This window comes from Methylocella silvestris BL2 (genome assembly GCF_000021745.1).
In the GTDB taxonomy this organism is placed as follows: Bacteria; Pseudomonadota; Alphaproteobacteria; order Rhizobiales; family Beijerinckiaceae; genus Methylocapsa; species Methylocapsa silvestris.
In genome coordinates this window covers 1,379,362-1,393,069 of sequence record NC_011666.1, presented here as the reverse complement: position 1 = coordinate 1,393,069, position 13,708 = coordinate 1,379,362, and the positions used below count along the sequence as shown (strand labels likewise).

The 13,708-nt window shown below is 59.0% G+C and carries 10 protein-coding genes and 2 pseudogenes; 7 read left to right on the top strand and 5 right to left on the bottom strand.

Annotated features, from left to right (window positions below; translation table 11 throughout):
- The first annotated feature begins 366 nt into the window (after nucleotides 1-366).
- From MSIL_RS06630 to MSIL_RS06605, 4 genes and pseudogenes are all read left to right on the top strand, one after another.
- Complete coding sequence (locus tag MSIL_RS06630) at nucleotides 367-1,521, top strand: DUF6282 family protein (protein ID WP_012590332.1); 1,155 nt, start codon at nucleotides 367-369, stop codon at nucleotides 1,519-1,521.
- A 502-nt stretch (nucleotides 1,522-2,023) separates the two neighbouring features.
- Nucleotides 2,024-3,355, top strand: a complete 1,332-nt coding sequence (locus MSIL_RS06625) for a TIGR03118 family protein (protein ID WP_012590331.1) — start codon at nucleotides 2,024-2,026, stop codon at nucleotides 3,353-3,355.
- Nucleotides 3,356-3,905: 550 nt separating this feature from the next.
- Nucleotides 3,906-4,268, top strand: a pseudogene (locus MSIL_RS06615) (transposase); the annotation flags it as partial.
- Between the two features lie 68 nt (nucleotides 4,269-4,336).
- Nucleotides 4,337-5,567 (top strand): IS3-like element ISMsi2 family transposase gene (locus MSIL_RS06605; protein ID WP_085985868.1). Its coding sequence is split into 2 segments (ribosomal slippage): nucleotides 4,337-4,584 and nucleotides 4,583-5,567, totalling 1,233 coding nucleotides; the frame shifts between segments, so codons are not numbered across the junction.
- Between the two features lie 279 nt (nucleotides 5,568-5,846).
- Here MSIL_RS06605 and MSIL_RS06600 read toward each other — a convergent pair.
- Nucleotides 5,847-6,206: pseudogene (locus MSIL_RS06600) on the bottom strand (flavin reductase family protein); the annotation flags it as partial.
- 231 nt (nucleotides 6,207-6,437) lie between these two features.
- On the opposite strand from MSIL_RS06600, the gene MSIL_RS06595 reads away from it, so the two are divergent.
- Nucleotides 6,438-7,412: a hypothetical protein gene (locus MSIL_RS06595; protein WP_210160583.1), complete on the top strand. Its 975-nt coding sequence runs from the start codon at nucleotides 6,438-6,440 to the stop codon at nucleotides 7,410-7,412.
- 236 nt (nucleotides 7,413-7,648) lie between these two features.
- Here MSIL_RS06595 and MSIL_RS06590 read toward each other — a convergent pair whose 3' ends face one another.
- From MSIL_RS06590 to MSIL_RS21615, 3 genes are all read right to left on the bottom strand, one after another.
- Nucleotides 7,649-8,260 carry a tyrosine-type recombinase/integrase gene (locus MSIL_RS06590; RefSeq protein WP_012590325.1) on the bottom strand — a complete coding sequence of 204 codons (612 nt, stop codon included), beginning with the start codon at nucleotides 8,258-8,260 and terminating at the stop codon, nucleotides 7,649-7,651.
- Nucleotides 8,261-8,501: 241 nt separating this feature from the next.
- Nucleotides 8,502-9,584 carry a hypothetical protein gene (locus MSIL_RS06585; RefSeq protein ID WP_187148710.1) on the bottom strand — a complete coding sequence of 361 codons (1,083 nt, stop codon included), beginning with the start codon at nucleotides 9,582-9,584 and terminating at the stop codon, nucleotides 8,502-8,504.
- Complete coding sequence (locus tag MSIL_RS21615; protein ID WP_012590323.1) at nucleotides 9,530-9,850, bottom strand: hypothetical protein; 321 nt, start codon at nucleotides 9,848-9,850, stop codon at nucleotides 9,530-9,532. Before MSIL_RS21615 ends, MSIL_RS06585 begins: the two co-directional genes overlap by 55 nt.
- A 129-nt stretch (nucleotides 9,851-9,979) precedes the next feature.
- Between MSIL_RS21615 and MSIL_RS06575 the strand changes: the two genes are divergently transcribed.
- The gene (locus MSIL_RS06575) at nucleotides 9,980-10,342 is read left to right on the top strand and encodes an AAA family ATPase (protein WP_244406227.1); all 363 of its coding nucleotides are present in this window, start codon (nucleotides 9,980-9,982) and stop codon (nucleotides 10,340-10,342) included.
- 301 nt (nucleotides 10,343-10,643) lie between these two features.
- Here MSIL_RS06575 and MSIL_RS06570 read toward each other — a convergent pair whose 3' ends face one another.
- Nucleotides 10,644-12,089, bottom strand: coding sequence for a hypothetical protein (locus MSIL_RS06570; RefSeq protein WP_012590321.1), 1,446 nt, complete (start codon nucleotides 12,087-12,089; stop codon nucleotides 10,644-10,646).
- 1,102 nt (nucleotides 12,090-13,191) lie between these two features.
- Here MSIL_RS06570 and MSIL_RS21215 point away from each other — a divergent pair.
- Entirely contained in the window at nucleotides 13,192-13,407 is a 216-nt protein-coding gene (locus tag MSIL_RS21215) for a hypothetical protein (protein WP_148213039.1), read from the top strand.
- Nucleotides 13,408-13,708 lie beyond the last annotated feature (301 nt).

Here is a 13,708-nt window from a genome sequence, read left to right as displayed (position 1 = left end):
GAGCCTGTCCTAAGGCTATTCTGCTCACGCAATAGGCTTCTAGCGCCAAAAATATTGCTGCCCATGCGCATGAATTCATTCGGTCAAACCCTGTGCTAGTGGACGCATCAAAGTTTATGCTCTGTGAGCTATCCTGGGACACGTTCAAACATAACACAAAGTCTTCCTCCCGCGATCCTACACAGTGGCGCGCCGGTGAAAAATGTACAGGTGCGCAGAATCATTATAAAACGTGCAGGATCATGGTAGTTGGCTCCCATAGGTCATGCTAAATTACATCCGGCGAGCGCTGTTGTCTTTCGTCGAACTAGAAGACCAACTCGCGGTCGAGAAGGCTTCTCAAAGCCTCAAATGGGGAGGGAACGCATGGGTCCATTACAAAAGTACACGGCACTGATGGCGCTTCTGCTTTTTGCGGCGCCGAGCGGCAGCGCCCTTGCCCAAGTCCGCGAGGACAGGGGTCATCCGTCGGAACACGGCCCGCCGTATCAGGCTCTGCGGTTCCCGGAGGACTACGGTAGGAAGGACGCCACGGTCAAATTGGACGATGGGACCAAGATCAGCTGGTATGTGCTCGACTCCACCATCTTGTGGCCAAGGGACAATACGGTTGGGGATGCTTGGACATCTTTCAATACGCCAACGAATAACAAAAATAATCCTGGTCCGACCATCGACCGGCATCTGAGCGATCCCATCCTGCGGGGCGCGATCGATCTCCACGCCCATCACGGCCCTGACTCCTATCCGCGCTATGGAGACGCTTTCGAGGTCGCCAAGTTGATGCAGGAGCGCGGGATGCGCGGCGCGGTCTTCAAGAACCATTGGCAAGAGACGGCGAGCATCGCCTTTCTGGTCCGCAAGTACGCGGTGCCTGGCACCGGTTTCCTGGCGTTCGGCGCCGTCTGCATGGACACTCCGGAAGGCGGCGTCAACCCAAACGCCATCCGATACATGTCGGATGTCCAAGGCGGCTTTGGAGCGATCGTCTGGATGCCGACCCACGATTCCGAGCACGAGGTTCAAACCCTCAAGCAGGCTAGGCCCTACGTCCGCGTCTCCGATAACGGCAAGTTACTGCCCGAGGTCTTCGAGGTGCTAGACCTCATCAAGGAACGCAATCTCACCCTCGCCACAGGCCATGTCTCTGCTGATGAAATGATGCTCATCGTCAAGGCAGCGAGGAAGCGCGGAATCACCAAGATCATCATTACCCACGCCAATCTAGGCGCGCAATACACCGACCCGACTATCGACCAGCTCCAGGAGGTCGTCGCCAAGGGCGCTGTCGTCGAGTTTGTGTCTGGCCAAACCGCGCAAGCCGCTATCATCGACAAGATTCGCAAGTTGGGCCCCCAGAATGTCCTCATCAGCAGCGACTCCGGCCTGCCCGGGACCAATCACACCGACGCGCTTGTGACGGCCATTCAACGCCTGCGCACGGCGGGATTCAAAGAGGCGGACCTCAAACGGATGTTTCAGGACAACCCCGCAAAGGCGATAGGGCTGCCTGTTCTGTAGGGGCATCCTTGACTGATCGGCGGGCGCGGGTCGTTGCGCCTGCCGTGACGAGGAGCGTTGCGTTTGAGAATGCGGATAATATAACATTCTTGGGTGCGCGTGAGGCATAAATGCGAGTTCGCGTTCTGAGTAGAGGCTTGGCCGCGCTGTTGGCTAGCGCCGTGCCGGCGGTGGCGTAGGCCACGGCACAAACTCGTTCGGTGAACGGGCCGGTCGAATTGCCGGCTGTGATTGTAACGAGGACGGCGAGTCCAATCGCCGTCGTGGGGCGCGTGCTGAGGAGCTGGAATTATCGCTCGCCGGCCCATGCCAGCGGGATCGAGAGCCTTATGACCCTCGACGCCAAGTATGGTGCGACTCTCGCGAAAGATGCGCCGGCTGACCAGGGCGCTGACCCGATGGCGAAGTTGAAGTCGGTGCACGGCTACATTGAAACGTCTTCGCCGTCATCCAAATGTGGTTCGGGACGAAGCCGCCGGCTTTTACAGAGACGTTTTGAAGATTGGCGCCGATACACAAGAGTTTTGCCCTCTCCTCGCCGGCGCTGGCGTTCGCCAACGACACTAAGGTATATATCTCGCTGGTGATCGGCCACACACAGGGAGGAAAAGTTTTGCGATATGTCTCTTTGACTATCCCGGCACTTTGCGTCGCCATAGTTTGGGGTCAGACGCGCCCCGCGATCGCCCAGTTTTACACCCAACACAATCTGGTGTCGGACGGCGCCGCATCCGCTGATTGCGTCGACCCGAACTTGGTGGACGGGTGGGGCATCGCCGCCGGTCCTACGTCGCCGTGGTGGATCTCCGACGCCGGGACGGGCAAAACGTCTCTCTACAGTGTCGATGCTGTCTCCGCGGCGCCCCCCTGCCCGGCCTTCACCGCTTTCGCGGTTCCGGGTGCCGGAGTTCAAAGCGCGCCGACTGGCGTTGTGCGCAACGACGGGACAGGCTTCGTGGTGAACAATGGTGTCGCCGGAAGCCCGAGCGCCGCCGGCTTTATTCTGGGGAGCGCCGACGGAACCATCTCCGCGTACAGAGGCGACCCCCTCGTGGTCGTGGTGAACAACTCGGCCACGGCAGCCTATACTGGGCTGGCCATTGTCACCGGCACGGCGACCGGTGATTTTCTCTATGCCGCAAACTTCCGTGCCGGCACGGTTGACGTCTTCGACACGACGTTCACCCAGATCAACAGCACCCTTTCCGCCGACGCCTTCACCGACCCCAGCATCCCCGCCGGCTACGCGCCGTTTGGAATCCAAAACCTGGGCGGCGTCATCTATGTGACTTACGCTTTGAAAGATTCAAGCGGCAAAGAAGTGCCAGGCGAGGGACACGGCTTCGTCAACGTCTTCGACACATCAGGCAAACTCCTCTACCGTGTTGCCTCGAAGGGTCGCCTCAACTCGCCATGGGGCCTCGCGTTGGTGCCTTTCCTCGACGAGGACGCTGACCCTGAGGAAGTGAGGCCTTACGCCGGCTTTTTCAACGGAGCCTTGCTGATCGGCAATATGGGCGATGGGAAAATCAACGCCTTCGACCCCACCCAGCATGCCCAGGGTGAGTACGTCGACCGTGGCCCTCTCCTCGGTGTAAACGGAAAGCCAATCGTTATCGAGAAGCTCCGGGCTCTGGCGTTCGGTACCGACTCTTCTGCAGGTGGTAAATGGAATACGCTTTTTTTTACAGCCGGTTCTGCCGATGGAGCGCACGGTCTGTTCGGCTCGCTTGTGGAGACCGTCGGCGATAAACGCGGCGCCCTCGAAATACGCGCCGGCCAAGCAGGGGAGAACTTAACGCAGGCGATTAAGGGCGGCGCGGGGCGGCCGTGATATATCTTCGAGCTCATCCAGAAGCTTCTCGACGAACCCTTCGGAACAATGGCCAGCCAGCGGCCACGAAAAGCAATCATTGATAACTGCCATCCCGTCGGGAACGCAGGCGCTGCTATTGAGCTTGGATCTGCATTTCGACCGGTGGCTTGAGCTTCGCCCCTCGCTCGGCAGCAGGTGCGCACAGTTCCGTTTTTCCTGCTCGAAGAGGATGGTGAGGCTTGCTTGGTCCGCGTTTTGCGACCACGAATCGCCCGACCATGCGCGAAATGATCCCGGCGAGAAACAAACTCGAATCGCGCTGGCATGTGACCATTAATGCGGAATGGCGAGACGGCTATATTCGACGATTTTTTCTCGACGGCAGGCCGACGCATGGATGCAATATCTTCAACGATATAGGGGATTAAAAAACATCCGAGTGGCTAGCCCTCCGTCAGAAATGGGGTTTCATTGGACATTGCGAAACTTGGTTGAGTTCGGCCAAGATGACGTGATCCCTTGAATTCCTGCCACGGATAAGTTGGGTCCTTCGATCAGGAGAAGGACCATGCGGCGCAGCTGTTTCAGCGAGGAGCAGATCATCTCGGTTCTGAAGGAGCACGAGGCGAGGATGAAGACCGCCGACGTGTGCCTGTGCCGCAAGCACGGGATCTCGGACGCCACCCTCTACAAGTGGAAAGCAACGTACGGGGGCATGACGGCCTCCGAGACGGCCCGGCTTCGAGCGCTGGAGGAGGAGACCGGCGGCTGAAGAAGCTCTTGGCTGAGCAGATGCGCGACAATGCAGTACTGAAGGATCGATCTCCTGGGAAAAAAACTGATGTCGCCTGCGGCGCGGTTCGCGACGGTGAAGCGCGTGATCGACGATCACGGCTACTCGGAGCGCCCGGCCTGCAGGCTGATCGGGGTGGTGGTCTGCGCCCCTTGAAGTGATCCATGCCGTATGTTGGTCCGCGGACCCTTTGGAAGGATGGAGCGATGGGAATAAAGGGGCACAAACCGGAGGAGATCGTCGCCAAGCTGCGTCAGGTTGATATTCTGACGGCGCAAGGCAAGTCGATTGCCGATGCGGTGAAAACGATCGCTGTGACGGAGGCGACGTACTTCCGCTGGCGCGCGGAGTATGGCGGCCTGAAGAGCGGCCAGGTCAAGCGGCTGAAGGATCTGGAGCTGGAGAACGCCCGGCTGCGGCGGGCGGCGTCGGACCTGACCCTGGACAAGCTGATTTGACCGAAGCCACGCGGGGACACTTCTAAGCCCCGCCCGTCGCCGCGCCTGCGTGGACAAGGTCAAAGCCGAGCTGAGAGTGTCGGAGCGTCGCGCCTGCGCGGCGCTCCGGCAGCCCCGCTCCACACAGCGCAAGCCAGCCCGCGGCCGCGATGACGAGGCGGCTCTGACCGCCGACATCGTCGAGCTGGCCAAGGCTTATGGCCGCTACGGCTATCGGCGGATCACGGCTTTGCTGCGCCATGCTGGCTGGGTCGTGAACGCCAAGCGGGTGCAGCGGATCTGGCGCGCAGACAAGTTCACGCAGTCTGCGCAACAGCGCGACTGCGAGGGGCTGAAAGTCCCACAGAAACACCCAAAACGCGGCAGGCTCTGGCTGAACGACGGCTCTTGCGTGCGCCCGCGCGCCGAGCGGCCCAACCATGTCTGGTCCTATGACTTCGTCGCGGATCGGACCCAAGATGGACGGAAGTTCCGTATGCTCTGTTTGATCGACGAGTTCACCCGCGAGGCCCTGGCCATCCAGGTCAAACGCCGGCTCAACGCCACCGACGTGCTGGAGACCTTGGCCGATCTGATGATCCTGCGCGGAACGCCAGCCTATGTTCGGTCGGACAATGGCCCGGAGTTCATCGCCGTGGCCCTGCGCGAATGGATCGCCGCCGTCGGTTCAAAGACGGCCTATATCGAGCCCGGCAGCCCGTGGGAGAATGGCGCCTGCGAGAGCTTCAATTCGAATCTCCGCGACGAGCTGCTCAATGGTGAGCTGTTCTTCAGCCCAGCCGAGGCTCAGGCGATGATCGAGGCCTGGCGGCGGCATTTCAACGCCGTGCGCCCACACAGCTCGCTCGGTTACCGATCGCCAGCGCCCGAGACAATTATTCCCTGCGGCGGAAACATCGCGCCATGGGCGAGCGCGCCAGCTGTGGGAGCCGCGCGCCCGCCCACACCAACCATGGCGTCAGAGCCTGCCATGCACTAACATTGAAACTGGATCACACCTCGGGGACAGGCCAGGCCCATTAGCGTGCCGCCATCGCGATCCCAGTCCAAAGACGTGCTCCAATCGCGCGCCGTTCTGAATTAGCGGCTAGGCGCGCCTTCAGGGATGGTTGCAATGCGACGCGTGCATTCGACGTCCTGCCGATCGGGGTTTTGGTTTTCCCCGGCACGGGCATCCAGGACAATCTCGCCGACAAGGCGCGGAAGCTCGGCATTCCGGTCTGGCGGGTCGGCGCCGGCGGCGCGTGAACGCCGCTTCTTACAGCATGTCCGGCCGGAACAGCGATCTCCGGCTGATGATCTTGCCAGAGACCATGAAGACGCCGTCTCCGGTATAGTGCAGCGTCTCGGGATGTTTGGGCGATGGGGCGACATGCGCCTTCACCACCTCGAAGATGAAGAAATTGTACTTGTCGACGAGCGCGTCGTCATGCAACCGGCATTCGAAGTTCGCGTGGCATTCGTCGATCAACGGCGCATCAACCTTCTCGCCTTGCTCGGACGTCAGACCGAATTCCGCGAATTTGTCGATTTCCGCGCCTGACGTGTTGCCGATTCGGACCACCGTGTCCGTCAGCCGCGTCGTCGGCAGGTTGATGACGCATTCGCCGCTGTTCCTTGATCTGAGCATTGGTCCTCTCCAATTACGTGCCATATCGCAGCCCGACACGCGGGGGACAGGGCGAGCTTCGACGCCTCTTTATCAAGCTCTGCGCAAGCTTGCGGGCTCGCGCGGCCAAGTCGGCGGACCGGGCCTTAATGAGCCGCCTGCCGCCCATGCTCGGCGACGCGGCCACTTCTCATATTAGCCGGAATGACGGCTTTGGGCCGTTAGCAGCCGGACGGCTTTGTGGTGGTCAAAACCGAAAAGCAGACGCAACGTGGCGGTATGTTCGGACGGCTGCTTCTGGCCCGAGCTGCGATGGCCAACCAGATGCCTAATCTAGAGCCGACCGCTTTCGTGGCGCGTATTGAGCTATATGGGATGGACCGTTCGGCTGCGGGCTCAAGAATGATTCCGTCAGGCCCTCGGAGGGAATGGAATCTAGGGACAATGAAAACAACCTTAATCGAAAATTATGCGCAGATACTTTGTGCGCCGCAAGCGCCGACAGTGCGCGACCCGCATCTATTGATGGACGCAAAAGATGGCGTTAATATATACTACGCTCCATTCGAGTACATCAACCCAAGTGCACGTATTGTCCTTGTCGGGATCACGCCTGGTCCTACCCAGATGGTCAACGCAAACAACGAGGCGCGTCGCGCACTTCTCGCCGGCCAATCCACCGCAGAGGCAATCCGGGCGGCTAAGAATGTAGGCGCTTTTAGTGGCGAGCCACTTAGAAGCAATTTGATCAAACAGCTTAACCATTGGGGTTTCCACACGTGGCTGGGGCTGCCCGATTCAGCCGACCTGTTCGCGACGGCACGCCACTTAGTACAAACTACCTCCCTCCTGCGTTATCCGGTTTTTGTCAATGATGACGATTACCGAGGAATTCCAGATATGACCAAGCACCCTTTATTGCGGAAGCTCCTACTTGAGAATTTTGTTGCAGAGGTAGAAGAACTGCAAGACGCGGTGTTTGTCGGGCTCGGACCCAGCGTCCAGAAGGTGCTGAGCAATCTAATTCAGCAGCGAGTGTTGAAACCCGAAAGGGTCATTGGCGGAATGTTGCATCCATCCGGCAACTGCACATATCGAATCAATTACCTCATCAGCGAACGAATGGCGCCAGTCCCGCACGCTACCAATCCGGTGCCTTACGACCATGGCCGGCGGGCATTTCGGGAGAGGTTCCTTCTGACTTGCAGCCCCTGAAATTCTGCCGCAGTACCCTCAAGCATTATTGTGACGTGTACGATACGGCATCGGCGGTCGTGGGCTGATAGCCAGTCCGCCACCTCGCGGGGCGTGGGGGTTCGAACCCCCTAGCTTCGAAGCCGACGGGAAATGCAAGGGTTCGGGCGAATGACGTTGATGAGCGCAACTCGGGGCACACCTCCGTCGCCGAGCGAGAACTCCTCGGCGCCCAGGTCGAGGAGTCCATTGCAACGCTATACCTCCGTGCCCTCTGCGAGGGCGAGCGCATCCTCTACGTCAACGCCGAGGTACCGAACGGTGCTTTCGATCTTCGTATGGCCGAGCAAGATCTGCACGGCCCGCAAATTGCCCGTCTGCTTGTAAACGATCGACGCCTTGGTTCGACGCAGCGAATAAGGGCCGTAGTCCTCCGGGCGCAATCCGATTCCGGTTACCCATTCGTCGACGAGTCGAGCATATTGCCGCGTGCTGATGTGATCCGTATGATCGACCCGGCTCGGAAAGACAAAATCCTCGAGCGATGCCAGAATACTGCCTCGAGCGGGTTCGAGGAGCTCGAACTGAACGGGTCGGCCGGTCTTCTGCTGAATGACGATCGCGCACGAGCGAACCCGGCCACCGCTGACGAGATCGCTGATCTTGACCTTGACGACGTCGCATCCCCGCAGCTTGCTGTCGATCGCGAGATCGAACATCGCACGGTCGCGAAGTCGCCGCTCTCGATCCAGCCAGAACCGGATGACCCAAACCTGCTGCGGCCTCAGCGCGCGTTTGGCGCCAAGCTTCCGGCCCGCGTTCCATGGGCGCCGCTCTTGGGCACTCGGGTCATATTCTGAGCGTCCCATTGCCTTTCTCCTCGCGGCCATCATCGGCCAAGAGAAAACTCGGCGCCAGCGCGCTCCGAGCCGGAGGTCGGGCCGACAACGGACCGTCGGCTTTTGCGGACCGCTTCACAAATAGCTGTCGTTTTGCATCTGACCCGTTTGAGGGCATCCAAGTCTTCTCTGCGTCAGTCATCGGATCAATCAACGGACGTGCCCTTAACGCTGCGTCGCTCGAAAACGAGGCTGGGAGAGGGCGTGCCGTTCAGAACCTCCGACGCGACACGACCAAAGCGTTGGTCCTGGCTAGCCCGGTGATGGCTGCTTCGTCATCGACGTCCTCCGTTTCGGGGACTTCGCCAGCTTGGAAGCCGCACATCTCCATGAACATCCACGCCCGCAGCCAGTTGGAGATCTCGTTGACCTTCAGCTTGGAGACATCCTCCTGATAGCCGACTCCTGACGCATTCCGCGCATAGATGGCGTTGAGGTAGCTGACATAGGCCTCGCGCATCATCCCGGTCGGCCGGAATGCGAAGTTGTGCGAAATCGCCACCTCGCTCACTGAGGTGACGACCGCGCTCCACAACGGCAATTCGACCTCGCCATGGCCGCCATGCGTCAGGCCATCATTGGCGACGCGTTGAGCGAGCCGGATCAACCGTCCATCGAAGGCGTAGAGCGGAGCCTCGAACAGGTTTGCATGAAGCTCTTCACCGAGTTGCTCGGTGATTGCGTTGGCCCGCTCTGGTTCGGCCAGCCGGAAAGGGTTCAGAGCGCAGATAAACAGGCTGCTCCGGTTCGACCAAGGAATTGAGTCCCAGAACTTCCTAACGAAGCAGAAGCCGTGCAGCTGTTCTTCCTCCATCAACTGGGCTGCATAATTGCTGAGCCCGGTGAGGTGCTTTCGCGTCCACTCGTTCGGCGAGCCGTCTTCCTCCTTGTTGTCGATCCAGCCCGGCATGTCGTCGATTGTGATTACGACACAGCCCATGGCGTCGTGCGACAGGAGCTGGTTGGTGAAGCGTTTGAACTCGTCGTCGTTCGGCACGTGGAGCTGCAGCCTCAGGCTTTCGAGCGCGTCGGTGCCGAAAACCGGTGCGTAAATTACGACATCACGATCAGCGACCAGCAGGTCATATAGATAGGCCTGGCGGGTGATCTTCACGTCCATCGTCGAGACCAAGACGTTGGTAATGTCTTTATGGCCCGACAAGGCGAACATGCCTGCGACGTAATTGCTGTAGGCGAACAATTCGGAAAACGCGTTGCGCTCTGCCGCGCGGTCCACTTTTAGCTCGAGAATGAAGAGCCCGTCCTCATGGTGCCCCAGGAGATCGAGCTCCATTGGGCGGGTGTGGTCGGTGGGCAGCTTAATCTTGCTGCCCAGAAACTCTCCGTATCGAACGAATTGTGCAGTCTCTTGAGCTTGATCAAGGCCCGCGCTTTGATGATTCGCCAGAGTTGGAAGTCGTCCTCGTCGCCCAAAGGCTTTTCGTCTAACGCCGCGGTCTCGTCGACCAGGTCGGTTAACCCGGTCTTGAACAGGTAGCCGTGGACCGCCTCCTCGCTGAATTGGGCCAAATTGCTCTCCTGCGCCCAGTGGGCGATCATTACCGTCTGCGTGTAGAATACTGGTAAAACTTGGCAGTACAGTGCGGCGGGTATATTAATTTGAAGCCTGATCACGCGCAAACTGAGATTCGGCGCATGGATGCGAAAACGAACACGGAGGCGAACACTTTGGTCGATGTCGCAGGCGCCACGATTCTCCGTTTGAAAATCGAGCGCTATCGCGCCTTCCAAAAGTTCGACTGGTTCCCAAAGGCCGGCTTGAACGTGATCCTCGGCGGCGGCGACGCTGGCAAGACCACCGTCCTCGAAGCGATCGCCCTGTTCCTCAATCCGAGCAACGCTGCCCTTGTGTCTGACAATGACTGTCGGCGACGTCAGCGCAAGGACGGGTTCTTCATTGGCGCCGTGATCAGCCTCCCGCCGGACAGCAGCATCGCCACTCAGTCGCGTCCGGCGTTCCCATGGGAGTGGGATGGCAAATCAGTCCAGCAGGTGCCCGCTAAGCGCAATGGCATGCGCGCGGCCCCGTGAGAAGCCGCCGCGCGCGACAAGGGTAAGGCTCTGGTTCGGAGTCACCCCCAGCCGGCGTCGCCAGCGTATCGAGCATCTTCTGCGGCGCGCGAAAGGGCTGTGCCAGCGTGCCCGGATTGACGTCGCTGCCGGGCGGAAACGCGTCGTCGGCCGCGACGACAATATCGGCCCTCATACCGAGGCCCTGTCGCAGGATGAGCAGGCCATTTCCCGCGGCCGCCTCGCCGCACGAGGCGAGGCGGCCGCCACGACAAGGGCGTCTCCAAGATCTATTGATTTGCTGTTGTCTTTAGAGGCGGGATTAGGAAAGCGGACAGGACGGCGCAGCGCCGCCGCTAGTCGGGATCGTATATCCAGCAGGCCCCCACCCACGCGGTGGGTCCGTATAGCCGTGGCTATAGGCCGGGCTTCCAATTCCGATCCTATATTCATAGGTCGTGCAGAGCGGATTTGCCGTGGTCGGGCTGGTGTCGTTCGGAACAAGCCGCCCAACGGAGTTCATTGTGCCGCCAGCATAGCTCCAATATGTATTCGAGCTGATGGTAGGATAAACGGATTGCGCTCCTCCGGAGACATAGGATGCTGTTCCGCTATAACCAGCCCAGTTGATGTTCTGAACTCCGGCGAATCCTCCAACGATGATGTTGCCGGACCACGTGTTCCCGTTCATGGGCGAGGTGAGCGCGGGCGCGCCGCAGCCGCCATATTGAAGCGTGATCAGCGCGCCTGACGGTCCAAGGTCAAAGATATTATTTGTGATATGATTGTTCTGCCCACAGAGAAGAATCACCGCCGCAGATGCCGGAACTGAGAACGATCCCGGGGTCCCGCAAATATTCCCGGCGAAAGTCACCTGTGAAGTTGCTGCGTCACCATAGAAGCAGCGGTTATTGTCGCCAGTCACGCTGCCATAATCTTTAATGTAATTGTTAGTTATCTGAATGTTAGCAGACGTGAAGTTATAGTCCTGCGTATAGATGGCGCCCCCATCCGAGTTCTGCTGCATGCAGCGTAGGAAGACTGAGTTTCGGATGATCAGATTAGATATGTCATTTGTTCCGCCATTCGCGGAGGCGCGGATGCAAATCCCATTGGAATCCGTGACGACAATATTCGAGATCGTGTTGCTCGGAACATTTCCCTGTAAGTTCACACAGCCAGTGTCAGCATAGCGAGCCCCACTCGGAACCGTGATATTGCTGCACCCCATGTCGTGAACGTAGAGGCCGGTTAGACTGCCCGCCACAGTCGAGTTGGTGCATGTATTCGGCCCGAAGGCCGCTCCAGCGTGCCCGCAAATGCCGTTGTAGGTGACGTTTTGGATTTTGAAGTGTGAGAACTCCACATTAACGACCGAGCCTTGCAGGGAGAAGATTTCCTCCAGTATCCCGCCACCGTCGATAACCGCGCTGTTCCAAGCCGCGTTTGCCGGATCGCCGCGCCATAGCGTGCCCGCATCTGCCGGGGTCAGGACGATCGGCGCGCCGGGGGAGATCAGTCCGGCCTTGACATATGTCGCCTTGATCGCTCCGGAGCGCATCGCGGTCTGCGCCTTGCCGAGAGTGGCGAAAGGCTGCGCGTTTGTTCCTGGCCAGCCGTCACTGCCACCTGGACCGACAAAGTAGGCCGCAACTGGCGGGGCGGAGGCAATGCCAGGCCGCGAGATAAGAACAGCCGACAAAGACAAATCAAAACAATAGCTGCCTGCGGCAAGCATGAGCAGCAAGAGTACAGTGATATGTTTCAATAGGGCGCCCCTACGACGGTTGCTTTTTGAAGCTGAGGGGCGTCAACTCACCGTATACGGCGAGCGACCGCACATGCCCGAACAGTACGGCCGACTCCACGCCCATGCCCATGGTCGTTGGGGCAGCCCACGTACTCGCAGTCGCAGCGCTGGTGGGCGCGGCCCCATTATCAGTTGCGAATGATTGTTCGACTCCAAAAATGCAACCAGAATGGTATGTGACCCCCGCGCTGCGCGTCGTATTGAATACGACCAAGCTGCCGATGCCAGGGAGTGAGCAGTTTGCATTAGTTGCATTAATTGCGAGGGTTGGTTCACTGCCAGCGCCCAATGAGGCGCTGTTTCCGATGAGGCCAAAGAGCGCATCCCACCCGAAGACGATCGCGGCGCGAGTTCCTTCCACGACCCCTGTTCCTGCGAACGTAACATTGTCAAACTGTCGGGCGGCCGTTGCCGCCGTCGCTGTGATGATCGGGGATCGGGGTATAGCGCCAGTCTCTGCCTGGACCGCGTCGATGGAAACGGCATCGCCATTGGTCACGACCTGGATACAGGGCTGCGGGTTCGTTACGGTATGCGCAGCAATGCTCACGCGGGCCCACGAAGCGGTGACGGGCACGGCGCTATAGGTTGTTCTATCGATCGCCATATTGACGACGCCAGTTCCGCTGATCCTCTTGATGCAAAATTATGCTGATTGCTGCGACGAGGCAAGCGTCACTGTCTGGCAGACTGTGCCGTTTCGAGCAGACACGGCCAATGATGAAGCCGAATTGGCCGCATCATCAAGATCCGTTTGCTCCTTGACGGCTGTGGTGTTCGTTTTCGTCCATGCCGCATTCGTCAGATCGCGACTCCATAGCCTGGAGTTCGTGCTGGTACCCTCGATCAAGATATTCCGTGGGGAACTTGTATTAATGTCATGATCAAAGCGCAGCGTATTTGCTGTCGTCGAAGTCAATAGGAAGCCAGATGAGTTGAAGACAGTCGCAGCCATTCCCGTTTGCGAAGCTGTCTTCTTTCCGCCGACGCTATCAACCAGATAACTACCGACAAACACCGGCGCAGAGCGTAACGCTGCGATCGATGTTCGGGGCAGCCCTTGAACGGCTACTTACAAATCGCCCCACTGGCAGAGGATGATGGCGAGAATGTACCTCAAAGTGTTGATTATCCCCTACCGAGTCCAAACTTGATCGAAGCTTGGCTCGTGGTCCTCGTCGGGACGCCGGCGCCTGAATTTACCACCGGACAGGCATATATCAAAGTTCTTAAAGTGGCGTTGAATTCGGAATTCATGGTCCATGTGCCGCCCTGAGATGAGATGTTCGATAGGTGGATCGTTGCAAAGTGCTTTTTGCGCTCTGCCGCCGTAGAGACCGCATAAACAGCGTTATTTACGCAGATCGGACCGGATGGGTTCTGATCGATAGCTCGACATTTATAATGGTGCCGCCCGGGGGCTGGACGTCAAAACTCATCTCGACGTTATAGATTATGCCCACCGTGCCTGCCGCCCCGACAGCTCCAGATACGCGCGTTGGGCCGGAGATTGTAGCTAGCCTGCCGATCGACGTTATCGGCGTAACCGTCGCATTGTCTGTTGTCAGATCGAAAGT